Annotated in this window: 23 protein-coding genes; 7 read left to right on the top strand and 16 right to left on the bottom strand. The window is 71.9% G+C overall.

Annotated features, from left to right (window positions below; all coding sequences use genetic code 11):
- Positions 1-2: 2 nt before the first annotated feature.
- Positions 3-917, bottom strand: a complete 915-nt coding sequence (gene ligD / locus EUA93_RS12615; RefSeq protein ID WP_129400455.1) for a non-homologous end-joining DNA ligase — start codon at positions 915-917, stop codon at positions 3-5.
- Entirely contained in the window at positions 914-1,828 is a 915-nt protein-coding gene (gene ligD / locus EUA93_RS12610) for a non-homologous end-joining DNA ligase (protein WP_129401228.1), read from the bottom strand. Before ligD (EUA93_RS12610) ends, ligD (EUA93_RS12615) begins: the two co-directional genes overlap by 4 nt.
- A 73-nt stretch (positions 1,829-1,901) precedes the next feature.
- On the opposite strand from ligD (EUA93_RS12610), the gene ku reads away from it, so the two are divergent.
- On the top strand, positions 1,902-2,837 hold the full coding sequence (gene ku, locus EUA93_RS12605; protein ID WP_129400454.1) for a non-homologous end joining protein Ku: 936 nt from the start codon (positions 1,902-1,904) through the stop codon (positions 2,835-2,837).
- Between the two features lie 264 nt (positions 2,838-3,101).
- Here the strand turns inward: ku and EUA93_RS12600 are convergent, their stop codons facing one another.
- Genes EUA93_RS12600 through EUA93_RS12590 form a run of 3 tightly spaced genes read right to left on the bottom strand, consistent with a single transcriptional unit; the run spans position 3,102 to position 7,086 of the window.
- Positions 3,102-4,538 (bottom strand): carboxyl transferase domain-containing protein, encoded by a 1,437-nt coding sequence (locus tag EUA93_RS12600; protein ID WP_129400453.1) that lies wholly within the window; start codon positions 4,536-4,538, stop codon positions 3,102-3,104.
- Positions 4,535-5,713 (bottom strand): CaiB/BaiF CoA transferase family protein, encoded by a 1,179-nt coding sequence (locus EUA93_RS12595; protein ID WP_129400452.1) that lies wholly within the window; start codon positions 5,711-5,713, stop codon positions 4,535-4,537. Before EUA93_RS12595 ends, EUA93_RS12600 begins: the two co-directional genes overlap by 4 nt.
- An 8-nt stretch (positions 5,714-5,721) precedes the next feature.
- Positions 5,722-7,086, bottom strand: coding sequence for an SLC13 family permease (locus tag EUA93_RS12590; RefSeq protein ID WP_129400451.1), 1,365 nt, complete (start codon positions 7,084-7,086; stop codon positions 5,722-5,724).
- A 123-nt stretch (positions 7,087-7,209) separates the two neighbouring features.
- Here EUA93_RS12590 and EUA93_RS12585 point away from each other — a divergent pair, with 123 nt between their 5' ends.
- Together EUA93_RS12585 and EUA93_RS12580 are read left to right on the top strand one after the other, a co-directional pair.
- Positions 7,210-7,911, top strand: coding sequence for a FadR/GntR family transcriptional regulator (locus EUA93_RS12585; protein ID WP_129400450.1), 702 nt, complete (start codon positions 7,210-7,212; stop codon positions 7,909-7,911).
- Entirely contained in the window at positions 7,908-8,678 is a 771-nt protein-coding gene (locus EUA93_RS12580; protein WP_129400449.1) for a sulfite exporter TauE/SafE family protein, read from the top strand. The genes EUA93_RS12585 and EUA93_RS12580 overlap by 4 nt, the downstream gene beginning before the upstream one ends.
- A 13-nt stretch (positions 8,679-8,691) precedes the next feature.
- Here EUA93_RS12580 and EUA93_RS12575 read toward each other — a convergent pair whose 3' ends face one another.
- Positions 8,692-13,542, bottom strand: a complete 4,851-nt coding sequence (locus EUA93_RS12575; protein WP_129400448.1) for an NAD-glutamate dehydrogenase — start codon at positions 13,540-13,542, stop codon at positions 8,692-8,694.
- A gap of 151 nt (positions 13,543-13,693) precedes the next feature.
- Here EUA93_RS12575 and EUA93_RS12570 point away from each other — a divergent pair, with 151 nt between their 5' ends.
- Positions 13,694-14,164 (top strand): DUF2505 domain-containing protein, encoded by a 471-nt coding sequence (locus EUA93_RS12570; protein WP_165355149.1) that lies wholly within the window; start codon positions 13,694-13,696, stop codon positions 14,162-14,164.
- Here the strand turns inward: EUA93_RS12570 and EUA93_RS12565 are convergent.
- Genes EUA93_RS12565 through EUA93_RS12550 form a run of 4 tightly spaced genes read right to left on the bottom strand, consistent with a single transcriptional unit; the run spans position 14,161 to position 17,845 of the window.
- Positions 14,161-14,349 (bottom strand): hypothetical protein, encoded by a 189-nt coding sequence (locus tag EUA93_RS12565; protein WP_129400446.1) that lies wholly within the window; start codon positions 14,347-14,349, stop codon positions 14,161-14,163. The genes EUA93_RS12570 and EUA93_RS12565 overlap by 4 nt on opposite strands.
- Positions 14,350-14,375: 26 nt before the next feature.
- A complete protein-coding gene (gene pruA, locus EUA93_RS12560) occupies positions 14,376-16,004 on the bottom strand; it encodes an L-glutamate gamma-semialdehyde dehydrogenase (RefSeq protein WP_129400445.1) in 1,629 nt (542 codons plus the stop codon).
- Between the two features lie 45 nt (positions 16,005-16,049).
- Positions 16,050-16,394 (bottom strand): DUF6912 family protein, encoded by a 345-nt coding sequence (locus tag EUA93_RS12555; protein ID WP_129400444.1) that lies wholly within the window; start codon positions 16,392-16,394, stop codon positions 16,050-16,052.
- Positions 16,391-17,845, bottom strand: coding sequence for a wax ester/triacylglycerol synthase family O-acyltransferase (locus tag EUA93_RS12550; RefSeq protein ID WP_129400443.1), 1,455 nt, complete (start codon positions 17,843-17,845; stop codon positions 16,391-16,393). Before EUA93_RS12550 ends, EUA93_RS12555 begins: the two co-directional genes overlap by 4 nt.
- 72 nt (positions 17,846-17,917) lie before the next feature.
- Between EUA93_RS12550 and EUA93_RS12545 the strand changes: the two genes are divergently transcribed.
- Both EUA93_RS12545 and EUA93_RS12540 read left to right on the top strand, forming a co-directional pair.
- Positions 17,918-18,298, top strand: coding sequence for a DcrB/PsbP domain-containing protein (locus tag EUA93_RS12545; RefSeq protein WP_129400442.1), 381 nt, complete (start codon positions 17,918-17,920; stop codon positions 18,296-18,298).
- Positions 18,295-19,638, top strand: coding sequence for a hypothetical protein (locus EUA93_RS12540; protein ID WP_242497353.1), 1,344 nt, complete (start codon positions 18,295-18,297; stop codon positions 19,636-19,638). Before EUA93_RS12545 ends, EUA93_RS12540 begins: the two co-directional genes overlap by 4 nt.
- On the opposite strand, the gene EUA93_RS12535 is transcribed toward EUA93_RS12540, so the two are convergent.
- The 3 genes from EUA93_RS12535 to EUA93_RS12525 form a co-directional block, all read right to left on the bottom strand.
- A complete protein-coding gene (locus EUA93_RS12535; protein WP_242497442.1) occupies positions 19,601-20,530 on the bottom strand; it encodes a calcium-binding protein in 930 nt (309 codons plus the stop codon). The two genes, EUA93_RS12540 and EUA93_RS12535, sit on opposite strands and share 38 nt — an antisense overlap.
- A 122-nt stretch (positions 20,531-20,652) precedes the next feature.
- Positions 20,653-22,008 carry a CpaE/TadZ family protein gene (locus EUA93_RS12530; RefSeq protein WP_129400440.1) on the bottom strand — a complete coding sequence of 452 codons (1,356 nt, stop codon included), beginning with the start codon at positions 22,006-22,008 and terminating at the stop codon, positions 20,653-20,655.
- Entirely contained in the window at positions 21,989-22,678 is a 690-nt protein-coding gene (locus EUA93_RS12525) for a CpaB family protein (RefSeq protein WP_129400439.1), read from the bottom strand. Before EUA93_RS12525 ends, EUA93_RS12530 begins: the two co-directional genes overlap by 20 nt.
- A 117-nt stretch (positions 22,679-22,795) precedes the next feature.
- On the opposite strand from EUA93_RS12525, the gene EUA93_RS12520 reads away from it, so the two are divergent.
- The gene (locus EUA93_RS12520; protein ID WP_129400438.1) at positions 22,796-23,041 is read left to right on the top strand and encodes a helix-turn-helix domain-containing protein; all 246 of its coding nucleotides are present in this window, start codon (positions 22,796-22,798) and stop codon (positions 23,039-23,041) included.
- A 16-nt stretch (positions 23,042-23,057) separates the two neighbouring features.
- Here the strand turns inward: EUA93_RS12520 and EUA93_RS12515 are convergent, their stop codons facing one another.
- The 3 genes from EUA93_RS12515 to sigE are packed head-to-tail and all read right to left on the bottom strand — an operon-like array spanning position 23,058 to position 25,731.
- On the bottom strand, positions 23,058-24,614 hold the full coding sequence (locus tag EUA93_RS12515; RefSeq protein ID WP_129400437.1) for a S1C family serine protease: 1,557 nt from the start codon (positions 24,612-24,614) through the stop codon (positions 23,058-23,060).
- Positions 24,611-25,141: an anti-sigma factor family protein gene (locus tag EUA93_RS12510; protein ID WP_129400436.1), complete on the bottom strand. Its 531-nt coding sequence runs from the start codon at positions 25,139-25,141 to the stop codon at positions 24,611-24,613. The genes EUA93_RS12515 and EUA93_RS12510 overlap by 4 nt, the downstream gene beginning before the upstream one ends.
- Positions 25,138-25,731, bottom strand: a complete 594-nt coding sequence (sigE, locus tag EUA93_RS12505) for an RNA polymerase sigma factor SigE (protein ID WP_242497352.1) — start codon at positions 25,729-25,731, stop codon at positions 25,138-25,140. Before sigE ends, EUA93_RS12510 begins: the two co-directional genes overlap by 4 nt.
- Between the last annotated feature and the right edge of the window lie 37 nt (positions 25,732-25,768).

Genomic DNA, 25,768 nt, shown 5'->3' with positions numbered 1-25,768 from the left:
GTTCAGGCCTCGAACACGTCACCCATCGCGGCCACCCGCTCGAGGACCTGGTCGAAGGTGAGCTGGTCGAGCGCGAGGTCGTCCTCGGCACCCTCCTCGACCTCGTCCCACGTCAGCGGAGCGGCGACGGTCGGCCGGTCGCGCCCGCGCAGGGAGTACGGCGAGACGGTGGTCTTGGACCCGGAGTTCTGCGACCAGTCGAGGAAGACCTTGCCCGGGCGCTTGGCCTTGGTCATGGTCGCGGTGACGAGGTCGGGGTGCTCCTTCTGCAGCGCCTCGGCGACCTCCCTGGCCACCGTGGTCGTGCCGTCGCTGTCGAGCGACCCGCGGCCGGTGTCGGGCAGCGGCGCGTAGAGGTGGAGGCCCTTGCTGCCGCTCGTGACCGGCGTACACCCCAGGTCGCGCTCGGCGAGGGCGGCGCGCACGAGCAGCGCGACCTGCGCGCACTCGTGCAGCCCGGCCGGCTCGCCCGGGTCGAGGTCGATGACGAGGCGGTTGGGCTTGCGCGGGCGCCCCTTCGCGTCGACCGTCCACTGGTGGACGTGCAGCTCGAGCGCGGCGAGGTTGGCCAGCCAGGTGAGCGTGGCGAGGTCGTCGCAGATCGGGAAGCGCAGGGTGCCGTCGCCCTTGCCGGTGCGCGAGCCGGTGGTGGAGACGGTGGCCGTACGCACCCACGACGGCGTGCCGGCCGGCGCGTTCTTCTCGAAGAAGCTCGACCCCTCCACGCCGTGTGGCCAGCGGATCCGGGTGACGGCGCGGTCCTTCAGGTGCGGCAGCAGCACCGGCGAGACCTGGGCGTAGTAGTTGAGCACCTCGCCCTTGGTGGTGCCGGTGCGCGGGTAGAGGACCTTGTCGAGGTTGCTGATGGTGAGGGTGCGGCCCTCGACGTCGACGTGGACCTCGTTGGTGGGGCTCATCCCAGGTCCTCAGGGGAGAGGTCGTCGCGCACGCCCTGGAACGACGGCTGGCGCAACCGCTCGTAGCCCAGGCCGTGGGTGTCGATGTCGACGACGACACGCGGCTCGACCCAGAAGGTGCCCTCGGCGTCGACGCGCGGGACCTCGTCGGCGAAGGGGCTGGCGTCGCTGGTCAACGGTGCGAGCAGGTCGGCGAGGCGCTTGCTGGTGGCGCCGGCGATGCCGCTGCCGACCCGGCCGCGGTAGAGCAGGCCGTCGGCGGTCTGCTCGCCGACGAGCAGCGCGGCCAGCCGGTTCGTCGTACCGACCTGGGGGCGCCAGCCACCGACGACGAACGAGCCGCGGTAGCGGTGGGCGAGCTTGCGCCAGTCCTCGCTGCGCTGGTCGAAGCGGTAGCGCGAGGTGCGGCGCTTGCTGACCACGCCCTCGAGCCCCTGCTGGAGGGTGGCGGCGAACAGCATGTCGCCGTCGTCGTAGGCCGGTGGCACCTGCCACGTCGACTCGGCGAGCGGGAGCTCCTCGAGGAGGGCGCGGCGCTCCTCGAGGGGGCGGGCGGTGAGGTCATCGCCGTCAAGGCGCAGCAGGTCGAAGACCATCAGCGTGGCCGGGACCGTCCTCACCAGCCGCGCGACCTCCGTGGCGTTGCGCAGGTGCATGCGGTGCTGGAGCACGCGGAAGTCGGGGACGCCGCGCTCGTTGAGGGCGATCACCTCGCCGTCGACCATCAGGTCGCGGTCCCCCAGCGGCGCGGCGCTCAGCTCGGGCCATGCGGCGGTGACGTTGTTGTCGTTGCGGCTGGTCATCCGGGCCACGCCGTCGCGCACGTCGACCAGCACCCGCACACCGTCCCACTTGACCTCGTGCAGCCACTGCGCGCCCGTGGGCACGCGGTCGGTCTTGCTGGCGAGCATCGGACGCACGACTGCAGTCAATCAGGTCCGATCGTCGCTCCCCTCTGTCCGTGGTGCGGGATATCGTCGTCGCATGCGAGCGATCTGGAAGGGCGCGGTCTCCTTCGGCCTGGTGAGCGTGCCGGTGAAGCTGTATGCCGCCACCGAGAGCCACGACGTGTCCTTCCGGCAGGTCCACGCCAAGGACGGCGGCCGGATCAAGTACCAGCGCGTCTGCTCCCTCGACGGGGAGGAGGTGGCCTACGCCGACATCGCGAAGGGCTACGAGACCGAGGACGGCGAGATGGTCATCCTCACCGACGACGACATGGCCGAGCTGCCGTCGACGTCGTCGCGCGAGATCGCGGTCGAGAAGTTCGTGCCTCGCGAGCAGATCGACCCGCTGCTCTTCGAGAAGTCCTACTACCTCGAGCCCGAGGGCCAGGGCGCCAAGCCTTACGCCCTGCTCCGCCAGGCGCTCAAGGACGCCGACCGGATGGCGGTCGTGACGGTCGCGCTGCGCCAACGTACGACGATCGCGGTGCTGCGCGTGCGCGAGACCGAGGCCGGCGAGGTCATCGTGCTGCAGACGATGATGTGGCCCGACGAGGTGCGCGTGCCCGACTTCAAGGTCGAGGTCGACGACGCCAAGCCGCAGGAGGTCAAGATGGCCCACATGCTCGTCGAGACCCTGGCCGGCGACTTCGACGCGAGCGAGTTCGAGGACGACTACGCCGGTGCCGTCGAGGCGCTGGTGAAGTCGAAGATCGACGGCGGCGAGATCAAGCGCACCGAGACCTCGACCAAGACCTCCGGCGAGGTCGTCGACCTGCTGGCCGCGCTCCAGAAGTCGGTCGCCGCCGCCAAGACCGCCCGTGGCGAGGAGTCGGACGAGGCCCCGGCCGAGAAGAAGACCGCCGCGAAGAAGAAGGCACCGGCCAAGAAGACCGCTGCGAAGAAGACCGCCGCCAAGAAGTCGGCCGCGAAGAAGACGACCACCAAGAAGGCTGCGGCGAAGAAGGCCAGCTGAGCCTGCCGCCGGCGCGTCGTCGTCGTACTCCTGCCGCGGGCGGTGCGTGAGCCACATTCCGTGCGCGCCGGATGTGGCTGTGACACCGCTTCATCCGGGCCGCGCGACGACACGCCGCCCAGCGGTGAGTGAGCCACATTCCGTGCGCGCCACCTGTGGCTGTGGCACCGCTTCATCCGGGCCGCCCAACGACACGCCGCCCAGCGGTGAGTGACCCACATTCCCGACTCGTGGAATGTGGCTCACTCACCGCCCCGCACCGGATCAGGCACGGAGCGAGCGCAGGCGGGCCCCGATCTCGGCGGCGACCGCGACGGCGAGGTCGGCGGACGACTCGCCCTCGACCTCGGGCACGACGTGCTGGACCACGCCGTCGGCGAGGAGGTCGGTGGCCCGGATGTGCTGGCGCGAGGCCATCTCCGCGGCGTGGGCGGTGTCGCCGTGCACGATCAGGCTCGCCCCCTCGGGCGGGAGCGGTGAGAGCCAGGCGTGCTCGGTCGCCACGACCGTGCGCGCGGGGAGGAAGGCGAGCGCCCCTCCCCCGCAGCCCTGGCCGAGGATCACCGACACGGTGGGCACGCTCATCGTGGTGAGGGTCGCGATGCAGCGGGCGATCTCGCCGGCGATGGCGCGCTCCTCGGCCTCGGGCGAGAGCTCGGCGCCGGGGGTGTCGATGATGCTGACGAGCGGCAGGCCGAGCTCCTGGGCCAGGCGCATGCCGCGGCGGGCCTCGCGCAGCGCGCCGGGACCCATCGCGTGACCGGGCGTCTGGCGCGAGCGGTCCTGCCCGATGACGACGCACGGCTGGTCGTCGAGGCGGGTGAGGGCCACCAGCACGGTCGAGTCGCGCTCACCCTCGTCGGTGCCGCGGAGCTGCAGGGTCCCGGTGGCACCGTGGGCGAGGAGGTCGCGCACGCCCACCCGGTCCGTACGCCGGGTGCGCTCGACGCTGTCCCAGGCGGCGTGGTCGCCGATCGGGCGCGGCTCCCGCGCGGGCAGTCGGCCGGGGCCGGGGCCGTCGACGAGCACGGCGAGCGCCTGGTCGAGCATCTCGGGGAGGTGCTCGGCAGGGACGACGCCGTCGATGACGCCGGTGGCGGCGAGGTTCTCCGCGACCTGCACCCCCGGGCGGAACGGGCGACCGTGCAGGCCCTCGTAGACCTTGGGCCCGAGGAAGCCGACCAGGGCGCCGGGCTCGGCGACGGTGACGTGGCCGAGCGAGCCCCACGAGGCGTAGACGCCGCCGGTCGTGGGGTGGCGCAGGTGCACCAGGTAGGGCAGCCCGGCCGCCCGGTGGTCCATCAGCGCGCGGGAGATCTCGACCATCCGCACGAAGGCGGGCGTGCCCTCCTGCATCCGGGTGCCGCCCGACGCGGTGCTCGCCATCAGGGGCAGGCCCTCGGCGGTGGCCCGGCGCACGGCGGCGGTGATCCGGTCGGCGGCGGCCCGACCGATCGAGCCGGCGAGGAAACGGAACTCGTTGACCACGACCGCCACCGGACGCCCGCGCACCTCGCCCCGGCCGGTCAGCACGGACTCGTCGGTGCCGGCCTTCTCGGCGGCGGCCTCGAGCGCGGCGCGGTAGCCGGAGTCCGGGGACGCGTCGGCGTAGGACAGGTCGATCGGCTCGTCCCACGACACGAAGGAGCCCTCGTCGAAGACGAGGTCGAGGAGCTCCGCGGCGGTCCAGCGCCTGGTCACTGACCGCCCCCGGAGGACACCCACGAGCGGATCTCGTCGGAGTGCTGGTCGAGCAGCGGCGGCGCGGTGTGGTCCGTGCGCGTCACCTCGTCGCCGGTCGCGTCGAAGAAGCGCAGCGGCGGGCCGGGCAGCGTGAGCCCGCCCAGCGTCGGGTGCTCGACGTCGACCAGCAGGCCCTGGCTGGCGACCTGGTCCCACTCGTAGACCTCGTCGAGGGTGCGGACCTTGCCGGCCGGCACGCCGACCTCGGCGAGCCGCGCGAGCAGGGGCTCGGAGTCCCAGTCGGCGAAGACCCCTTCGACCACCTCGATCACGCGCTCGCGGACGGCCACCCGCTCGCTGTTGGTGGCCAGCCCCTCGGCGTCGGGGTCGAGCCCGAAGCCGGCACAGAACTTCTTCCACAGCCCCTCGCTGCCCAGCGCGATCTGCACCGCGCCGTCGCGGCAGCGGAAGAGCCCGTAAGGCGCGATCGAGGGGTGGTGGTTGCCCTGCGCGCGGCCGACCTCGCCGGCCACGGTCCACCGGGTGCCCTGGAAGGCGTGCACGCCGACGACGGACGCGAGCAGCGACGTACGCACGACCTGGCCCTTGCCCGTGGCCGCGCGCTCGTGGAGCGCGGCGAGGATGCCGTAGGCGCCGTACATCCCCGAGAGCAGGTCGGCGATGGGCACGCCGACGCGCTGCGGGTCGTCGGGTCCCGATCCCGTCAGTGACATCAGGCCCGCCTCGCCCTGCGCGATCTGGTCGTAGCCGGCGCGGCCGCCCTCGGGGCCGTCGTGCCCGAAGCCGGTGATCGAGAGGACGACCAGGCGCGGGTTGCGGCGCATCAGCTCCTCGATGCCGAGGCCGAGGCGCTCGAGGACGCCCGTGCGGAAGTTCTCCACCAGCACGTCGGCGCGGTCGACGAGGCCGAGCAGCACCGCCTTGTCGCCCTCGTCCTTCAGGTCGAGCGCGATGGACTCCTTGTTGCGGTTGGTGCAGAGGAAGTACGTCGACTGGCGGGCGTCGGGATCGCCGACGAACGGCGGCCCCCACCCGCGGGTGTCGTCGCCGGAGCCCGGCGCCTCCACCTTGACGACGCGGGCGCCGAGGTCGCCCAACATCTGGGTGGCGTGCGGGCCCGCGAGCGCGCGGGTGAGGTCGACGACCAGGAGGTCGGAGAGAGGACCGGTCATGTTGTTGTTCACCATCCGGGGAGCACGAGGGCGGCCCACACGAGGAGCGGGCCGACGAGGGTGACGATCGCGGCGTAGCCGAGGATCTGCTTGTAGTAGGTGGTCTCGCCGATGCTGTCGGGCCGGTTGGCCAGCATCAGCGCACCGTTGGTGCTGAACGGGCTCACGTCGACGATCGTCGAGCTCACGGCGAGCGCGGCGACGAAGAGCCCGGCGGACAGGCCACCCTCAGCGACCAGCGGGATGGCGATCGGGATGATCACCGGCAGCAGGGCGGTCGAGGAGGCGAACGCCGACACGATGCCGCCGACGTAGCAGAGGATGAGCGCGCCGATGGCCGCTGCGCCGAGCCCGGCGGCCCACTTGCCGACGAACTCCGGGGAGCCGGCCGTGGTGAGGATCGTGGCGTAGGTGCTGACGCCGGCCACGAGGAGCACGGTGGGCCAGGCGATCTGCTTGACGGTGTCCTTGTAGGCCTTCGGCGTGAGGATCGAGAGCACCACCGCTGCGGTGATCGCGGCGAAGCCGATGTTCTTGTCGAAGACCAGCGCGACGACGGCCACGGCGAGGAAGGCCAGCAGCGTCAGGGTGTGCTCGAGCGTGGTGCCCGCGTCACCCGGGTTGGGGGTGCCGGTGCTCGGGCTCGCACCGGTGGCCGACTGCGCGTCGGTGCGGTCGCGACGCGTCGTACCGCCTCCGGACCCGGACCCGGCGGCGACGGTGCCACCGCCCGCCGCGACGAGCTCGCCCTCGCCGTCCATCCGCAGCTTCATCAGCTTCCGGCCGCCCAGCACGATGAAGAGGATCGCGGCCATCACGAGGTTCACCAGCAGGCTGGAGAGGAAGATCGTCATGTGCGAGGCGCCCATGCCGGCGTCCTCCATCACCGAGTTGGTGATCGTGCCGTAGATCGAGATCGGCGAGAAGCCGCCCGCCTGCGCGCCGTGCACCACGAACATGCCCATCATCAGCGGGCTGATGCCGTAGCGGCCGGCGAAGCCGAGGGCGATCGGGCCGATGATCGCGCACGCCGCGGGGCTCGCGGCCCCGATGGCGGTGATCACGGCGGTGACCGCGAACATCACCCACGGGATCAGGGCCACGCGACCACCGACCGACGCCACGGCTGTTCGCACGATCAGGTCCACCGTGCCGTTCTGCCGCGCGATCGCGAAGAGGTACGTCACTCCGATCAGGGTCAGGACGAGGTCGGCACTGATGCCGGCGAGGATCTCCTTCTCGTCGAGGTTGAGGGAGTACATCCCGACGAGCCACGCGGCCACGTAGGCCAGCGCTCCCATGTTGATCGGCAACAGCGTGCCGACCACGAACAAGGCGACCAGGGCGATGATCGCGATCCATTCCGGACCCATGGCGAAACCTCCGAGCTTCCAGAGTCGAGAGCCGGGCGCGGGGATCGGGGGGTGGTCCTCGTCACAGTTGGCTCAGTGGCCTAGCCAATAGGACAATGAGCCGGTAGTCAATAGTCTGTGGCCATGTCCGACTCGTTCCCCCCGCGGTTGCTGCGCACCCGCCTCTACGAGCAGGTGGCCGGCCAGATCTCCGCGTGGATCGACGACAACGGGCTGAAGGCCGGCGACAAGCTGCCGCCCGAGCGCGAGCTGGCCCAGCGGCTCGGCGTCAGCCGCGCCACGCTGAGCCAGGCGCTCGTCGCGCTGGAGGTCGTCGGGGTCGTGGAGGTACGCCACGGCGACGGGACCGTCGTGACCGAGCGTCAGCAGCAGTCGACCCGCATCGTCGAGGCGATCCGCAGCCACGCGGACCGCCTCCCCGAGGTCATCGAGACCCGCGACGCGCTGGAGACCAAGATCGCCGCGCTCGCCGCCGCCCGTCGCACCGACGACGACCTCGTCCGCATCGACGACGCGCTCGCCTCCATGGCGGCCGACATCGAGGCCGGCGGCCGGGGCGTCGAGGGCGACGAGCGCTTCCACGGCGCCGTCACCGCGGCGTCGCACTCGCTCCTGCTCGCCCGGCTGATGGACGAGATCGGCGACCTCATCAAGGAGACCCGCATCGAGTCGCTCGGCCAGCCCGGCCGCCCGCAGGACTCGCTCGCCGGGCACCGGGCGATCGCCGAGGCGATCCGCGCCGGCGACCCGGAGGCCGCGTCCGAGGCCATGCACGCCCATGTCGCGATGGTGAGCGACGTGGCTCTCCTCCGCGAGATGCCGTGACGGCACTCGAGGCGCTCCTGGTGCTCGTCACCGGGTTCGGCGCAGGCGTGCTCTCCTCCACGGTCGGCGTCGCCTCGCTCCTCAGCTTCCCGATCCTGGTGGGTCTGGGCCTGCCGCCCGTCGTGGCCAACGTGTCCAACACGCTCGGCCTCATCCCGGGCGGCATCGGCGGGGTCGTCGGCTACCGCGAGGAGGTCAAGGCGGCGGGTCGGATCGCCTGGATCATCATGCTGGTCTGCGCCGTCGGCGCGGTGCTCGGCGCCGCCCTGCTCCTCGGGCTGCCGCCGGGCGTCTTCGAGGCGGTCGTGCCCTTCCTGATCATCTTCACCTGCCTGCTGGTCGGCATCCAGCCGCGCGTCGCGGCCTGGCTGCGGGCCCGACACGAGCGCCAGCACGGCGAGCAGCTCGCCGAGCGGCGCCACATGTCACCGCTGACGACGCTCTTCGCCACCGTCACCGGCGTCTACGGCGGCTACTTCGGTGCCGGCGCGGGCGTGATGATGGTGGCCGTCCTCGGACTCGGCACCGACCTCGAGCTGCGCATCGTCAACGGCCTCAAGACGCTGTCGCTCATGGTCGGCAACATCGTCGCCGGGCTGATCTTCGTCTTCGTCGCCGACCCGCGCTGGGACGTCGCCGGACTCCTCGCCGTCGGCTCGCTCGTGGGCGGCTACATCGGTGCGCGCATCGGCCGCAAGCTCCCGGACTCGGTCTTCCGCTGGGCCGTCGTGGCGGCCGGCATCGTGGCCGCGATCCTGCTGTTCTGACGGCCCAGGCCGGTCAGGACAGCAGCCCGCGCACCACCCGCAGCCCGACCGACAGGCGGGCCAGCTCGGCGGTCTCCTCGCGGCAGATCTCCTCGAGCGTCGCGGCCGAGCGACCGATCAGCTCCTCGTCGGCGTCCTCCCACGCGGCCACCCGGGCGGGCGCAGCGTCGTCGGCACTGGTCGACTCGAGGACCTGCGCGGTGAGCTGCTGGTGCACGCCGTAGAGGTCGTCGCGCACCGCGGCGCGCGCCATCGTCTGCCAGCGGTCATCGCGCGGCAGCGCGAAGATCCGCTCGACGAGGGCGGGCAGCCCGAGCCGCTCCCCCAGCGCGAAGTGGACGCGCGCCACCTCGACCGGGTCGAGGCCGAGGCGGTCGGCCGTCTCCACGATGCCGAGCAGGGCGTACGCCGGCGACAGCACCGCGACGCGCGAGGCGAGGTCGTCGCCGATGCCAGCGTCGGTGAGCCGCTTCTGGCGGCCGAGGTAGTCGTCGAGCTCGCGTCCGCTCATGATGCCGGGCAGCTCGGCCATCACGGCCTGCACCCGCGACTGGAAGAACTCCACCGTCGCGATCGAGTCGAGCGGCGGGCGCCGGTTCGACACCAGCCAGCGCGAGGCGCGCTCCACCAGAGTGCGCATCTCGATCCGCATCCGGGTCTGGCGCTCGGCGGGGACCTGGTTGTCGAGCGCTGCGACCTCCTGGCGCAACGCCAGCGAGCCGAAGATCTCGCGGGCCACGAAGTTCGCGCGGGTGAGGTCGGCCGGGCTCGCGCCGGTCTCCCCCGCCAGCCGGGGCCAGAAGGTCATCCCGGCGCCGTTGACGAGGTCGTTGACGACCTGGGTCACGATGATCTCCCGGCGCAGCGGGTGGTCCTCCATCGCACCGATCAGGTCGGGCCGCATCCGGCTCGGGAAGTAGCCCAGCAGGTCCTCGCGCAGGTAGGGGTCGTCGGGCAGGTCGGACCCGATGAGCTCGTCGGCGAGCACGATCTTGGTCCACGCCATCAGCACCGAGAGCTCGGGTCCGGACAGTGCCTGCCTGCGGTCGAGGCGGCGCTTGACCTGGCGGGTCGTCGGCAGCCCCTCGAGGTCGCGGTTGAGGACGCCGCGCCGCTCCAGCGCGCGCATCCAGTCCTCGTGCACGTGGAGCAGCGACGGAGCGTGGGCCTCGGCGTTGGCGAGCGCGAGGTTCTGCTCGTAGTTGTCCTTCAGCACGAGGACGCCGACCTCGTCGGTCATCTCGGCCAGGAGCGCGTTGCGGGCGGGCTCGTCCATGTCGCCCGCACGCACCACGCGGTCGAGCAGGATCTTGATGTTGACCTCGTGGTCGGAGGTGTCGACGCCGGCGGAGTTGTCGATGAAGTCGGTGTTCATCCGCCCGCCGCTGCCGCCCGCGCCGTAGCGGGCGTACTCGACGCGGCCGAGCTGGGTGAAGCCGAGGTTGCCGCCCTCACCGATGCAGCGGGCGCGCAGGTCCTCGCCGTTGACACGGATGGCGTCGTTGGCCTTGTCGCCGGCGTGGGCGTCGGTCTCCTCCGACGACTTCACGTAGGTGCCGATGCCGCCGTTCCAGAGCAGGTCGACCGGCGCCAGCAGGATCGCCTTCATCAGCTCGGCGGGCGTCAGCGCCGTCGTCGACGACGGCAGTCCGAGCACGTCCCGCACCTGCGGGGAGACCGGGATGGACTTCGCCGTGCGTGGCCACACCCCACCTCCCTCGGAGATCAGCGAGGTGTCGTAGTCCTTCCAGCTCGACCTCGGCAGGTCGAACAGGCGGCGGCGCTCGGCGTACGACGACGAGGCGTCGGGCGCGGGGTCGATGAAGATGTCGCGGTGGTCGAACGCGGCGACCAGCCGGGTGTGCTCGGAGCAGAGCATCCCGTTGCCGAAGACGTCGCCTGACATGTCGCCGATGCCGACGGCCGTGAAGTCCTCGGTCTGGCAGTCGACGCCCATCTCGCGGAAGTGGCGCTGCACCGAGACCCACGCGCCCTTGGCGGTGATGCCCATCGCCTTGTGGTCGTAGCCGACCGAGCCGCCGGAGGCGAAGGCGTCGCCGAGCCAGAAGCCGTAGTCCTGGGCGACGCCGTTGGCGATGTCGGAGAAGGTCGCGGTGCCCTTGTCGGCCGCGACGACGAGGTAGGAGTCGTCACCGTCGTGGCGCACGACGTCGGCCGGGGGCACGGTCTCGCCACCGACGAGGTTGTCGGTGATGTCGAGCAGGCCGGAGATGAAGGTCTTGTAGCAGGCCACGCCCTCGGCGAGCCACGAGTCGCGGTCGGACGGGTCGGGCAGCTGCTTGCAGAAGAACGCGCCCTTCGCGCCTACGGGCACGATCACGGTGTTCTTGACCATCTGCGCCTTCACCAGGCCGAGCACCTCGGTGCGGAAGTCGTCGCGCCGGTCGGACCAGCGCAGGCCGCCGCGGGCGACCGCGCCGAAGCGCAGGTGCGAGCCCTCGACGCGCGGGCTGTAGACGAAGATCTCGTAGCGCGGACGCGGCTCGGGCAGGTCGGGGATGGCCGACGGCTCGAGCTTGAACGAGATGTACGGGTGGAGCTCGCCGTCGGCGGTGCGCTGGAAGAAGTTGGTGCGCAGGGTGGCGCGGACGAGGGTGAGGTAGGACCGCAGGATGCGGTCGTGGTCGAGGCTGACGACCTCGTCGAGCGCCCTCGCGAGCTTCTCCTCGATCGCCTCGACCTTCGCGACCCGGGTCTCGGCGTCGGCCTCGAGGACCCGGTCGCGACCGGGGTCGAAGCGCGACTCGAAGAGGTCGACGAGCAGCCGGGTGATGTCGACGTTGCTGCGCAGCGCCTCCTCGATGTAGTCGAGGGCGAAGGGCGAGTTGCCCTGCTTGAGGTACTTCGCGTATGCCCGCAGCACCGTCGCCTGCCGCCAGGTGAGCCCGGCGGCCAGGACGAGCTGGTTGAAGCCGTCGATCTCGTTGAAGCCGCTCCACACCGCGGCGAGCGCGTCGGAGAACTTCGTCCGCTCGTGGGGCGGCAGCGAGCGCCCGTGGCGGAGCCCGAACTCGTAGATGTACGACGGTCGCGACAGCCCGCTCAGGACGTACGGCCGCTCGTCGACGACCTCCACGCCCATCGAGGTCAGCATCGGCAGCATCGTGGAGAGCGACAACGGCTCGCCGACGCGGAAGACCTTCAGCCGCGACTCGCCGCGACGGTAGGCGCCACCCTGCGCGTCCTGGTCGAAGAGCGCGAGGTCGATGCCCTGCTCGCCCTCGATCGCCTCGATCCGACCGAGGTCCGCGGAGGCCCGCTGGGGGTTGTAGTCCTCCTTGTAGGCCTCCGGGAACGCGTCGGCCCAGCTCCGCGCGAGCTGCGCGCCGTGGTCCTCGCCGTGCTCGCTGACGACCGCGGCCATGAAGTCGTCGCGCCACGAGCGCGAGGCCTCGATGAGGCGGTGCTCGAGCTCGGGGACGTCGATCTCGGGGATGTGCCCGCCCTTGGGCGGGTGCACCACGAAGTGCACGCGTGCACTCGACGACTCGTTGAGCCGCACGGTGAACTCGACGTGCTCGCCGCCGAGGTCCTCGCGCAGGATGGCGGAGAACCGCTCGCGCACCGACGTGCTGTAGCGGTCGCGCGGCAGGTAGACGAGCACCGAGACGTAGCGGCCGTAGGTGTCGCGGCGCACGAAGGCGCGCAGCTGGCGGCGCTCGCGCGCGAACATCACGTCCTGCACGATCGGGGCCAGGTCGGCCGGAGAGGTGTGGAAGAGCTCGTCGCGCGGGTAGTTCTCGAGGGTGTCCATCAGCGCCTTGCCGGCGTGGCTGCGCGGGTCGGACCCGGCGCGGCGGAGCACCTCCTTGACCTTCTCGCGCAGCACGGGGATCCGGGTGACCGACTCGGTGTAGGCGGCGCTGGAGAACAGCCCGAGGAAACGGCGCTCGCCGACGACCTCGCCGTCGGGGCCGAACGTCTTGACGCCGACGTAGTCGAGGTACGCCGGACGGTGGACGGTCGCCTGCGAGTTCGCCTTGGCGAGGACGAGCAGCGTCTTCTCGCGGGCCTTGGCCTTCACCATCGGGGGCAGCTTGGCGAAGGCGCTCGAGAGGTCCTGGTCGTGGCGCAGGATGCCGAGGCCGGTGCCGGGGACGGCGCGCAGGCCGCACTCGTCGGGGTCGGCGTCGTCGGCCTCGAGGACGTACTCGCGGTAGCCGAGGAAGGTGTAGTGGTCGTCGGCGAGCCAGGTGAGGAAGTCGCGGCCCTGGCGCAGCTCGTCGGCCGGCAGCGGCGGTGGGGTCGCGTCGAGGTCGGCGACCACCGAGAGGGCCTGGGCGTGCATCTTGTCCCAGTCCTCGACGGACTCGCGGACGTCGCGCAGCACCCGCTGGACGCCGTCGGTGACCTCGGCCGCCTCCTCGTCGTCGAGCCGGTCGATCTCGACGTGCATCCACGACTCGGCGCCCTCGCGGGAGTCGGCGTCGGGCTCCTGGGCGTGCACGTGCTGGAGCTCGCCGGTGATGTCGCGCTCGACGTTGAACTGGGGGTGGATGACGGCGTGGACGTTGTGGCCGAGCCGGCTCAGCTCCATCGTCACCGAGTCGACGAGGAACGGCATGTCGTCGGTGACGACCTCGACCACCGAGCGGCCGGCCGCCGACCAGGCCGACTCGGCGGTGGTCGGGGTCACGACGCGGACCGTGGCCGTGCCCTGGGGGCGCGAGACGGCGACCTCGTAGTGCGAGGCCAGTGCCCCGAAGAGGTCCTCCGGCGAGCGCTCGTCGACCTCCTCCGGTGCCACGTGTCGGTAGTAGCTGCGGAGCAGGTCACCCCATTCGGGACGGGCCTGCGCCGCCGCGTCGAGCTGCTGGTCCTTGGTCTCCTCCGGCGTCGCCACGCTCCGACACTAGAACCCGGTGAGTGACGCTCACAACACAGGGTCGTACCCGCGCGTCGCCATCGTCGTTGGGCCATGATGGACGCCGGATCCGGGTCCGTTCCCGCTCCCCGGATCTTCCTCCCGACGACACGGAATGCAGGTGGTCACCATGGGCACGAAGCTCACGAAGAAGCTGACGTACGACGCCACGGCGGAGCAGGTCGCGGCCATGCTCGACGACGTCGCGTTCCGCGAGGAGGTGCTGGCCAGGCAGAAGGTGGCCCGCGGCTCGGCGAGCATCGACGGCGACCACGTGACCATCGAGCAGGTGCGCTCCAGCGACGGCCTGCCGTCGTTCGCCCAGAAGTTCGTCGGCGACGAGATCGTGATCGTGCAGAAGGAGACCTGGACCTCCCCCACGTCGGCCGACGTGCACCTCGCCATCCCGGGCAAGCCCGGCGAGGCGGCTGGGACGCTCACGCTGACGGAGGCCGGCGGCACCACGACCGAGGTCGTCCAGCTCGACGTCTCGGTCCGGATCCCGCTGGTCGGCGGCAAGGTCGAGGGCCTCATCAAGGACATGGTCGGCACCGCGCTCGACATCGAGCACCGGGTCGGCCAGGAGTGGCTCGCGCGCTAGCCGCGCTCGTCGTCGTCCGGAGCGGTCCGAGCGTCCTCGGCGGCGTACGACCGCTGGCGGCGCCAGACCACGATCCCGAGCACGACGAACGGCCCGAACGCCAGCACGATGGTGAGGAGCTGCTCCACGGGGTGCAGCGGACCCAGGTGCCAGAGCGGCCGGAGCGGGAGGACGAGGTGCTGCACGACCCCATCCTCCCGCATCCGCGCGCTCAGCCCTGGTGCGGGTAGTGGTGGTCCTTCGGAGGAACGAAGGTCTCCTTGATGGAGCGCGGCGAGGTCCAGCGCAGCAGGTTGACCGCGGCGCCGGCCTTGTCGTTGGTGCCGGACGCGCGTCCGCCGCCGAAGGGCTGCTGGCCGACCACGGCGCCGGTGGGCTTGTCGTTGATGTAGAAGTTGCCGGCCGCGAAGCGCAGCGCCTTGCGGGCCCACGCGATCGCCGCGCGGTCCTGGGAGATGATCGCGCCGGTCAGGGCGTAGGGGGCGAACGACTCCATCTGCTCCACGACCTGCTCGAACCGGTCGTCGTCGTAGACGTGGACGGCCAGGATCGGGCCGAAGTACTCGTCGGAGAACATCTGGTCAGTCGGGTCGGTCGACTCGACGATGGTCGGACGGACGAAGTAGCCCACCGAGTCGTCGACCTGGCCGCCGGCGAGCACGGTGAGGTGCTTCTGGCGCTTGGCGCGCGCGATGGCGGCCTTGTGCTTGGCGAAGGCCCGGTCGTCGATGACGGCACCCATGAAGTTGGTGAAGTCGGTGACGTCGCCCATCGCCAGCGCCTCGGTGTCGGCGATCAGCTGGTCCTTGATCTTGACCCAGACCGACCGGGGGACGTAGGCCCGCGAGGCGGCGGAGCACTTCTGGCCCTGGAACTCGAAGGCGCCGCGGATCATCGCGACCCGCAGCACGTCGGGGTCGGCCGAGGGGTGGGCGACGATGAAGTCCTTGCCGCCGGTCTCGCCGACGATGCGCGGGTAGGAGCGGTAGCCGGTGATGTTCTCACCGACCGTGCGCCACAGGTGCTGGAACGTCGGGGTGGAGCCGGTGAAGTGGATGCCGGCGAGGTCGCGATGGGCCAGCGCCACCTTCGACACCTCGAGGCCGTCACCGGGGAGCATGTTGATGACGCCGGGCGGCATGCCGGCCTCCTCCAGCAGCTCCATCGTCAACGACGCAGCGAGCTGCTGGGTCGGCGACGGCTTCCAGACCACCGTGTTGCCCATGAGCGCGGGGGCGGTCGGCAGGTTGCCGGCGATCGCAGTGAAGTTGAACGGCGTGATCGCGTAGACGAAGCCCTCGAGCGGGCGGTGGTCCGTGCGGTTCCAGATGCCGGGGCTGTTCGCGATCGGCTGGTCGGTGAGGATCTGCTTGGCGTAGTGGACGTTGAAGCGCCAGAAGTCGATCAGCTCGCACGCCGCGTCGATCTCGGCCTGGAACGCCGTCTTCGACTGGCCCAGCATGGTGGCCGCATTGAGGGTCTGGCGCCACGGGCCGGCGAGCAGGTCGGCGGCCTTGAGGATGATCGCGCACCTCTCGTCGAACGGCATCGCGCGCCAGTCCGGCGCCGCGTCGTACGCGGCCTTGATCGCGGCCTCGGCGTCCTTGGTCGTGGAGTTCTTCAGCGTGCCCAGCACGTGGGCGTGGTCGTGCGGCTGGACGACCTTCATCTCCGCGCCGCCACCGTTGCGCCGCTTCCCGCCGACCACGGCGCGGAACGTCTGCTGCTTCTTCTCGAGCCTGGCCAGCTCGGTCACGAGGGTCTCCCGCTCCGCGCTGCCAGGTGCGTACGTCAGGTTCGGCTCGTTGGTGGGAGCCGGAGGAAAGGTGATCGCGTCCATGTCGCTGATCGTGTCAGAGACCGGCGTGCGCCTCCAAGGCGCCGATCAGAGGGAGGCGAGCAGGTCGCCGACCTCCTGGGTCGCCCACCATGCGAGGTCGTCGTCGGGGTCCGCGTCGTCGTCGGTGTCCACGTGCACCGCGACGACGTCGCGCCACGCCACCCGGGCGTCGGGGGCGCTGCCTTCCGCCACGACCACCACCCGGCGTCGACGGCCGTCGGGCAGGCCCGCCACCATCTCGGCGGAGGCGTCCGCGGCGGTCATCAGGGCGGCGTACTCCGTCTCCTCTCCGTCGTCGGCAGCCAGGACCGGCTCGACGACGCGCGGACCTTCGCCCGCCCAGTCCTCGGCGAGCGACGCCAGGGTCGTCGGGAGGTAGCGACGGGTCATGTGCGGGCTCCCTTCGGGGCGGCGCCGGTCTTCTTGCGCCCTCGCGGCGCTCGCGGACGGGTGTCGGTGTCGCGCAGCTCGTCGAGCGCCTCGAGCACGCACTGGCCCAGGACGTCGGCGTCGGCGACCGCGTCACGGTCGGCGGTGATGCCGTAGAAGACACCGCCGTCGTAGGACGTCACGCCGATCGCGACCGGGTGGTCGGGCAGGAGCGGGTGGAGGGGGTACGACTCCAGCATCCGCGCGCCGTCGGCGTAGAGCGGGAACTGGGGCCCGGGCACGTTGGTGATCGAGATGTGGAAGCCGTGGCGCAGCTCGGCGGCCGCGAGGCGCGAGCCGAGGGCGTGGAACGTCGTCGGCGCGAAGCCCGAGATGCCCGAGAGCCGGCGGGCCGAGACCGCGCGGCCGTTGTCGCCGTGGGCCTTCAGGTCGTAGCTGACCTGGTGTAGCCGCAGCACCGGGTTGGCCTCCCCGATCGGGAGCCGCAGCAGGTGACCGGTGATCTGGCTGCCCAGCGAGGTGGGCTCGAGCTCGTCGTCGATGACCGACATCGGCACGATCGCCTTGAGCGACTTCAGCCCGCCCATCGACTCCGCGCGGGTCATCAGCCAGCCGCGGAGGCCGCCGGTGATCGTGGCGAGGATGGCGTCGTTGACGGTGCCACCGTGGACCTCCCGGATCCGGCGGTAGTCGGCGAGCTCGGTGCGCACGGTGACGAAGCGGCGCTGCTGCGAGAGCTTGCGGTTCACCGGACCGGTGTGGACCGCGCGCCGACCGGCGAGCGCACCGGCGATCTCGGTGACCCGGGCGCCCGACGCAGAGGCCTGCCTGCCCAGCGACTCGGCGTTGGCGACCGCGGTCCGCCACAGGATGCTCGGGCGCTCGAAGGTGTCGGTGACCGCGTTGACGGCGGCGCCCACCGGACCCGACGTACGACGGGGGTGCCAGTCGTCGTCGTGGCCGAGCGGCGACCGGTCGGCCGAGGTGTCGAGCAGCACCTGTCCGATGTCGACGGTCTCCCGGCCGTCGACGAGGATCTGGTGGCTCTTGGTGAGCAGCGCGACGTGACCGTGCTCGAGACCCTCGACGAAGTAGCACTCCCACAGCGGTCGGCTGCGGTCGAGCGGTCGCGAGGCGATCCGCGCGACGAGCTCGCGCAGCTGGTCCATCGTGCCCGGCCTCGGGAGGGCGGAGCGGCGCACGTGGTAGCCGAGGTCGAAGTTCTCGTCGTCGATCCACGCCGGGTTGGCCAGCCGGCCCGGCACCTGCTGGAGGCGCTGGCGGTAGCGCGGCACGAACGCGATCCGGTCGGCGATCAGCTCGACGAGCCGGTCGTGGTCGAAGCCGGACGTCCCCGGGTCGAAGATCTCGACCGTCGCGTTGTGCATCGGCGTCGTCGCGGACTCCGCGGCCAGGATCGCCAGGTCCCGCGGGCCCAACCGCTCGCTCATGCAGGTCCCTCTCGTCGACGTCCTTGGCTCTCGTGGGATTCTGGCAGAGCCCCATAGCTGAAGGAGAAGCCTGTGTCCGGTCGCGGTCTCGCGCGCCTCGTCCCCGTCGTCATCATCCTCGCTGCCGGCCTCACGGCCTGCGGCGGCAACGACGCCGATCCGCCGGCCGCCAGCCCCAGTGCCGACGGCGATGCCGTCGCGGTCACCGTGACGCGCGACAAGGACACCTTCACGCCCAACGGCGAGCGCGTCGAGCTCGGCATCGGCCAGACCCTCGAGCTGACGATCACCGCCGACGAGGCCGGGGAGTTCCACGTGCACAGCACGCCTGAGCAGGAGATCGCCTACGACGAGGGCACCTCCGAGCACGAGATCACGATCGACCGTCCGGGCGTCGTCGAGGTCGAGAGCCACGAGCCGGCCTCGGTCGTGCTGCAGCTCGAAGTGCGTTGAGCGCCGGTCAGTCGAGCCCGCTGGGCTCGATCTCGGCCCACGGGCTGGGTGGGGCCAAGGACCTCCCGATCCCGTCCGAGCTGGCGATCGCCGGCGCGGTCGCCGCGCTGGTCATCTCCTTCACGGTCCTCGCCGTCGCGTGGCGCGAGCCGCGCTACGACGCGGCGACGAGCGGCCGTGAGGCACCCGAGTGGCTCGACCGCCTGGTGTCGTCGCGCGCGCTGGCGATCGCGCTGCGCGTGCTCGGCATGGCCTTCTTCCTCTACGTCGCCGCGGCCGCGGTCCTCGGCAAGGATTCGCTCACCAACCCGTTCTTCGGCACCTTCTACGTCCTGCTCTGGGTCGGGATCGTGCCCGCGTCGCTGCTGTTCGGCGAGTTCTTCAAGGCGATCAGCCCGGCGCGCACGATCAGCATGCTCTTCGCCAAGATCTCGGGGGTGCCCGAGGGCGAGGGGATGTACGCCTATCCCGCGCGGCTCGGCTACTGGCCCGCGGCCCTCGGGCTGTTCGCCTTCGTGTGGCTCGAGCTGGTCTACCCCTACTCGACCGACTTGGGTCCGGTCCGCCTGTGGGCTGCTGCGTACCTCGGCATCATGCTCATCGGCTCCGCGATCTGGGGCACCGCGTTCCTCGAGCGCGCCGACCCGTTCGAGGTCTACTCCTCGCTCGTCGCGAAGCTCTCGGTCTGGAGCCGGCGCGACGGCGTCCTCGTCCTGCGCAGCCCGCTGGCCAACCTCGACACTCTCGTCGCCCGGCCCGGCCTGGTCGGCGTCGTCGGCGTGCTGTTTGGCAGCACCGCGTTCGACTCCTTCCGCGAGTCCACCGTCTGGCTCAAGCTCGTCCAGTCGCTCTCGACCACGCGCCTCCTGCCCGACACCGCCGCGCTGATCGTGTTCTGCGGAGGGGTGATGCTGATCCTGACCGTGGCGACGATGGCGACCGGTGTCACCAGCGAGACCCCGCGGCGCGCCCTGCCCGACCTGTTCGCGCACTCGGTCGTGCCGATCATCGTCGGCTACATCGTGGCGCACTACCTGTCGTACTTCGTCGAGTACGGCCAGCAGGTCGTGATCCAGCTCAGCGACCCGTTCAGTCGCGGCGACAACTACCTCGGGACCGCCGACCTCGGCGTGAGCTACTGGATCTCCTCGCACCCCACGCTCCTGGCGGTGACCAAGGTGCTGGCGGTGGCCCTGGGCCACGTGGTCGGCGTGGTGGCGGCGCACGACCGCGCGATCAAGCTCCTGCCCCAGCGGCACCAGCTGACGGGTCAGCTGCCCCTGCTGGTGGCCATGGTGGGCTTCACCGTGGGAGGTCTCTACCTGCTGTTCGCTGCGTGACGTAGCCGAACCAGCGGGGCGTGACCTTGCCGACCGGGCGCTGGGTCACGGGACCGTAGGGCCAACCGGCGGGCAGGTCCTGGGTGACCGAGACCGACTCGCAGCTGCCGAACGGGTCGACCACGTCGCTGGGGTCGCGCCACCCGACGAAGACCACCTGGTCGTTGGCGCCCTGCTCCTGGCCGCCGTCGTCGCAGCGGATCTTGTCCACGAAGCCGTCGGGGAGCACGTAGATGATGTCGCTGCCCTGCTCGGCGAAGACCTTGTCGGCGCCCGCGCCGAGGAAGATCGTGTCGTCGCCCTCGTCGCCCTTGACCAGCCAGTCGTGGCCGGTGCCGTCGATGAGCACGTCGTTGCCGGGGCCACCCTGGACGGCGCCGTCGTCACCGGGACCGCCGTCGATGTAGTCGTCGCCCGGGCCGCCGATGTGCTTGTCTGAGCCGTCGCCGCCGAAGAGGCGGTCGTTGCCCTGGCCGCCGAAGACCATGTCGTTGCCGAGCTCGCCGTAGGCGATGTCGTTGCCGTCGTTGGTGGTGACGATGTCGTCACCCTCACCGCCGTAGAGGGTGTCCTCGCCCTGCCCGCCGTCGATCTTGTCGTTGCCGAGGCCGCCGGCGACCCAGTCGTTGCCGGGCTGCGCGGTGATCCAGTCGTTGCCGTCGTCGCCGTAGACGACGTCGTTGCCGTTGCCCGCCAGCACGGTGTCGTCGCTGCCGTAGCCCCGGACCTGGTCGTCACCGCCCAGGCTCATGATCCGGTTCGGCTTGTTGCTGCCGTTGATCACGTCGTTCTTGGTCGTGCCACGCATCTCTCTGGCCGCCGCGGCGTGGGCCGGGGTCGAGCCGATCAGCAGCACAGCGAGCACGAAGGCACAGGCGCGAGCGGGGGACATCACCGAGTTCTCCTCATCGTGGGGCGTGGTCAGGCTACGTGGATCCGTACCCACTGGCAGCCGAATGCATGAACCGCGAGGTGTCCCACCAGGCCCATGCGTCCCTCACGGCACAGGCGTGCTCACATGCGGGCGGATCCCGCGCCTCGGCGCCCCCACCGTGCGGCTCCGAGTCCGACCCGACGCCCCACGCGGCGGTGCCCGGCTCCGGCCGCGACGCTGGCCGGGAACACGGCGTCGGCGAGGGCGGCCAGCCCCCGGACGAGGGAGGAGTCGCCGACCTCGGCCAGCGGGAGCCCTGCCACCACGGCCCGGTCGACGCCGGAGCGGTCCTCAGGGAGGAAGTGGAGCCCGGAGACCCGGCTGAAGCCCTCGACCATCCCGGCGATCTCCTTCTCCGACCACCCGATCGAGGAGCGCATCCGGTTCACCACGACCCGCACCGGCGCGGCCGTGCCGCGCTCGCGGAGCTCGACCAGGCCGCGGGCCAGCCGGGCCAGGCCGACCGGGTCGGCGGATCCCACGACGACCAGCTCGTCGGCCCGGTCGAGCGCGGTCAGGGTGAGGGAGTTGCGCCCGGGGCGCCCGCCGAAGTCGGAGGCAGCGTCGTCCTCCAGCGAGAAGCCGGTGTCGACGACCACGTCGCCCCAGCCCCGGGCGCCGTCGAGCAGCTGGTCGACCTGCGCGGCACGGACCTCACGCCAGCGGTCGGCGCGCGGGAGCCCGGTGACCACGGCCAGGTGGTCCCCGACTCCGCGGCACACCGAGGCGAAGCGAGCGTCGAGCTGGCCGGAGGCGGCCAGCCGTGAGGCCGACAGCAGGCCGGACACCTCGTCGAGGATGCCGAGCTGCTGGGCCACGGCACCGCCGTAGGGGTCGAGGTCGGCCAGGACGACGTCGGTCCCCCGGCGGGCGACCTCGGCGGCCAGGTTGGTCGCCACCGTCGTACGCCCCGGGGCACCGGCCGGCCCCCAGACCACCACGAGCCGACCCCCGGTGGCCCCCTCATCGGATTCGTCATCGGCGTCGTGACCGGTCCCGCGGTCGGCCCCGGGAAGCGCCGGCACGGGCGAGGCGGCGCGCGCCCGGGTGTCGGCGACGTCCTTCACGGTCGTGACGACCTCGGGCAGCGACGCGAGCTCGCCCGCCCCGACGAGCGCGGTGATGCCGAGGCGCTGGGCGTGCTCATCGACGTCGAGGTCGCTCGAGCGCGCCGACGTCACCGCGACGGGGCGCACGGCGTGGCGGCGCAGGTGGGCGATGCTGGCGGGGTCGAGCCCGGGGGCGTCGAGGGAGACGACGGCGACGTCGGCCTGACCGCTGGTGACCGAGGCGAGGAGGTCGTCGACGTCGACGCACCGCTTGAGTACCACCACGCCCGGGTGTGCCTCCAGGTCGGCCAGGGCCGGCGACTCCCAGGCCTCGCCCGCTGCGAGGACCAGCACGCAGATCACCGCGTCAGCCCCGACCGACGACACGGACGCGGTTGTCGCCGCTGGCCGCGAGGACCAGGCCGAGCTGCTCCTCGTCGGACTGCGGCACCGCCAGGACCAGCTGACGCGTGGTCGCCGAGGCGAACGTGTCGGAGACCAGAGGAGCGTCGAGGACCGCGATGTCGTCGAGGACCAGCTCGGCGGCGGGCCGCGACCCCCGACTGCCGGTGATCCGGTCGTCGATCACCCAGACGTCGACGCGCGAGCCGCGGGCGAGGTCGGTCGGCACGTGCTCGGTGGCCACCGCGATGGAGAGCGACACGGTGTCGTCGTCGCTCGCCTCCCCGAGCGCGCCCGCCGGGACCAGCTCGCCCGCGGCGAGCGGTCGGGTCAGCGTCAGCGCGGCCGGCAGGTCGTCACCCACCGCGAGGTAGCGGTCGTGGTCGGCGCTGTCACCGAACCGGACGTGGGTGGCGCGCAGGTCGTCGGCGGTGAGGGTCTGCCCGGTGACCAGGTCCGACGACGCCGCCCAGACCGGGGTCATGTCGTCGGCGGACGACAGGATGCGGGCACCGGCGACCACCGACGCGGTGACCAGCACGACGCCGATCCACAGCCGCGGGTCGCGCCACCCCGGCGAGCGCGTGCGGGTGGCGGCGGGGACGTCGAGGTCGCGCGTCGTGCGCGCGGCGGGGCGAGGTGCGATCCGAGACACGCGGGACATCATTGCCCGTCAGGGACGAGTTGACACCTGTCTCTCCACAGCCGGTCCCCTCCACAGGACGGGGCCCGGGTGGGGGCGCGGCACCGGCGTCGGTGGCACGATTGCTCCATGGCCGACGACACGCGCTTCCTGACGCTCACCGACGTCGCCGAGGTGCTCAACACGTCGAGCGCGCAGGTCTACGCGCTCGTCCGTCGCGGCGACCTGCCCGCGATCAAGATCGGCGGACGGGGCCAGTGGCGGGTGGAGCGGGTGCAGCTCGAGGAGTTCATCCAGCGGATGTACGTCGACACCAGGGCCTTCGTGGACCAGCACCCCTTCGTCGAGGCCGACGCCGACGCCGAGGCCGACTGACGCGGAGCTCGCGCGGTCAGCCGACCTTGCCGTCGAGCTCGACCTCGACGACCCGCTGCTCGCCGCCGCGGACCACCGACATCTCCACGACCTCTCCGGGCAGGTGGGTCCGGATCGCGACGATGAGCGCGATCCCGTCCTGGACCGGCTGGTCGTCGACCGCGACGATCACGTCGTCGGCCTCGAGCCCCGCCCGGGCCGCCGGGGTGTCGGCCTGGACCTCGGTGATGGTCGCGCCCTGCGAGTCCGCCTGGGTGCCGGTCTGCACTTGGGCGCCGATCACGGGGTAGCGCGCCTCGCCGGTCTTGAGGATCTGGTCGACGGTCGTGCGGACCTGCTCGATCGGGATCGCGAAGCCGACACCGATGTTGCCCGACTCGGTCGTCGCACCGCCCGTGGTGGCGATCGCGGAGTTCACCCCGACCACCTCGCCGGCGAGGTTGACCAGCGGGCCACCGGAGTTGCCCGGGTTGATCGCCGCGTCGGTCTGGACCGCGTTGATGTAGGAGGAGTCGTCGTCGGACTCCCCCGACGTCGTGACCGGCCGGTTGAGGGCGCTCACGATGCCCGAGGTCACCGTCTGGCTGAGACCGAGCGGGGCGCCGAAGGCGACGACGGGGTCGCCGACGTGCAGCACCTGCGAGGCGCCGAGGGCGGCAGGCTCGAGGTCGCCCGCGTCGGTGACCGCGAGGACGGCGAGGTCGTAGACCGAGCTCCGCCCGACGATCGACGCCTCGTGGCGCATGCCGGACTGGTCGATGACGACGATCGGGCCGTCGTCGGCGGCGGCGGAGGCGACCACGTGGTTGTTGGTGACGACGTGCCCGTCCCGGTCGAGGACGAACCCGGACCCAGTGGCGCCGGCAGCCTGGCCGTCGAACTCGGCCACGATCTGCACGGTGCTCGGCAGGAGCGCCTGCGCGACCGCCGCCACCGACCCGTTGTCGGCGTCGAGCGGTGCCGCGGTCTGGGTGCGTACGCCGCCGAGGCCGCCGCTGTTCGTGCCGCGCTGGGAGGCGAGCTCGTCCTGGAGGGCTCCCCCGGCCAGGCCGCCGAGGACGCCCACGACGAGCGCCACCGACGCCACGGCCGGCCACAGCCACAGCGGTGTCTTGCGGGCCACGGGCTGGGCGTGGAGAGGGCGCGGCGGGTAGGGCCCGGGGCCGAACCAGCCGGGACCACCGGCACCCTGCGGCGGCACCGGTCCGTACGGTCCCTGCTCCTGCCGGCCCTGGAGGGGCAGGGGCATCGTGGGCTGCGGCTGCACCTGCTGCGGCTGCGGCTGCGTGGGCTCCTCGCCGAAGCGGGCGGCGTACGGCGGTGGGCCGGCGAGCATCCCATCGTCGGCGGGTGCGTCGACAGGCGCGTCGGTAGGTCCCTCGACAGGTCCCTCGGCAGGCTCGGGGTCGGACCCGTAGGCCTGGCCCTGCGGCTGGGCGGCGGGCTCGGCGGACGCCGCGGGATCGGCGGGCGGCTGCGGCTCGGGCTCGGCAGCCCGCCAGCCGGCGAGCGGCTGGGTGGGCTCGTCCGTCAGCGGGTCGGGCTGTTCCTCGGGCCTGTGCTCGTCGCTCACGGAGCAATCTTCTCCCGGAACGCCACCAGCTGCTCAGCCAGGGGCGTCCGGGAGGGTGAGGCCGGACGGCGCACGGACCGGTCCTCGACGTTGATCGCCGGCGCGACCGGGCCGACGGGGCGGCTCAGGTCGGTGGCCGGGGGGCGCGGCTCGACGCGCGGGGAGCCGGCGACACCGAGCGCCAGCACGCCGACGACGCAGGCGCTCGCAGCGCCACCGCCAATGGCGACCAGCCCGCGGCGCGAGCGGTGCTGGCTGGTCGGGAACCGGGGTGCTGCCAGCGCCGGGCCGTGCGCCGGCTGCAGCGAGGAGCACTGGCCGAGCAGCGCGGACTTGAGGTCGTGAGACGGCTGCGACTCGCAGGGTCCGAAGGACAGCTGGGCGAGCTGCGTCTTGACCCAGCCCTCCTCCTCGACGAGGTCACGGCAGGCGTGGCACGCGTGCACGTGGTTCCAGCAGCGCTCCTCCTCCTCCGGGGCGAGCCGGCCGTCGAGGAGCGCGCTGACGCGGGATCCGAGGTGGCTCATCGCGACACCACGCCCCGGTAGCGCTCGTTGCCGGCCACCGGCTCGCGGTGGGCCAGCGCCTTGCGCAGCATGGTGCGGCCGCGGTGGATGCGCGAGCGCACGGTGCCGAGCTTGGCACCCATGATCTCGGCGATCTCCTCGTAGCTGAGGCCCTCGACGTCGCACAGCACCACGGCCGCGCGGAAGTCGGGCGGCAGCGTGGCGAGGGCGGTCTCGATGTCGTCGTCGAACGTCTGGTCGGCCACCGCGAGCTCGGGCGCGGGCGCCGCGCTCGTCAGCCGGGCGGCGCGCTCGTCGGAGAGCGGGTCGAAGCGGATGCGCTGCTTGCGGCGGGCACCGTCGAGGAACAGGTTCGTCGTGATGCGGTGCAGCCAGCCCTCGAAGGTGCCGGGGGTGTAGGTGTCCAGCGAACGGAAGACCCGGACGAAGACCTCCTGGGTGAGGTCTTCAGCGTCGGGCCGGTTGCCGGTGAGGCGGTAGGCCAGGCGAAAGACGCGGTCGGAGTGCTGCTCGACGACCTCGTCCCACGTCGGTACGACGGCGGCGTCCGCCGGTGCATCGACCTGGGTGCTGTCGGCCTGATCGCCCACGGCGTCTCCCTGACTCGTCTTCCTCGACCGCAGCTGC

Source organism: Nocardioides oleivorans, from assembly GCF_004137255.1.
GTDB classification, from domain to species: Bacteria; Actinomycetota; Actinomycetes; order Propionibacteriales; family Nocardioidaceae; genus Nocardioides; species Nocardioides oleivorans.
This window is presented reverse-complemented; position numbering and strand designations above follow the sequence as displayed.

Bases quoted from the DNA above. Each gene is read 5' to 3' on its own strand.
- ligD (WP_129400455.1), bottom strand. From the start codon at position 917: ATGAGCCCCACCAACGAGGTCCACGTCGACGTCGAGGGCCGCACCCTC.
- ligD (WP_129401228.1), bottom strand. From the start codon at position 1,828: ATGCTCGCCAGCAAGACCGACCGCGTGCCCACGGGCGCGCAGTGGCTG.
- ku (WP_129400454.1), top strand. From the start codon at position 1,902: ATGCGAGCGATCTGGAAGGGCGCGGTCTCCTTCGGCCTGGTGAGCGTG.
- EUA93_RS12595 (WP_129400452.1), bottom strand. From the start codon at position 5,713: ATGACCGGTCCTCTCTCCGACCTCCTGGTCGTCGACCTCACCCGCGCG.
- EUA93_RS12590 (WP_129400451.1), bottom strand. From the start codon at position 7,086: ATGGGTCCGGAATGGATCGCGATCATCGCCCTGGTCGCCTTGTTCGTG.
- EUA93_RS12585 (WP_129400450.1), top strand. From the start codon at position 7,210: ATGTCCGACTCGTTCCCCCCGCGGTTGCTGCGCACCCGCCTCTACGAG.
- EUA93_RS12570 (WP_165355149.1), top strand. From the start codon at position 13,694: ATGGGCACGAAGCTCACGAAGAAGCTGACGTACGACGCCACGGCGGAG.
- pruA (WP_129400445.1), bottom strand. From the start codon at position 16,004: ATGGACGCGATCACCTTTCCTCCGGCTCCCACCAACGAGCCGAACCTG.
- EUA93_RS12555 (WP_129400444.1), bottom strand. From the start codon at position 16,394: ATGACCCGTCGCTACCTCCCGACGACCCTGGCGTCGCTCGCCGAGGAC.
- EUA93_RS12550 (WP_129400443.1), bottom strand. From the start codon at position 17,845: ATGAGCGAGCGGTTGGGCCCGCGGGACCTGGCGATCCTGGCCGCGGAG.
- EUA93_RS12535 (WP_242497442.1), bottom strand. From the start codon at position 20,530: ATGTCCCCCGCTCGCGCCTGTGCCTTCGTGCTCGCTGTGCTGCTGATC.
- EUA93_RS12520 (WP_129400438.1), top strand. From the start codon at position 22,796: ATGGCCGACGACACGCGCTTCCTGACGCTCACCGACGTCGCCGAGGTG.
- EUA93_RS12510 (WP_129400436.1), bottom strand. From the start codon at position 25,141: ATGAGCCACCTCGGATCCCGCGTCAGCGCGCTCCTCGACGGCCGGCTC.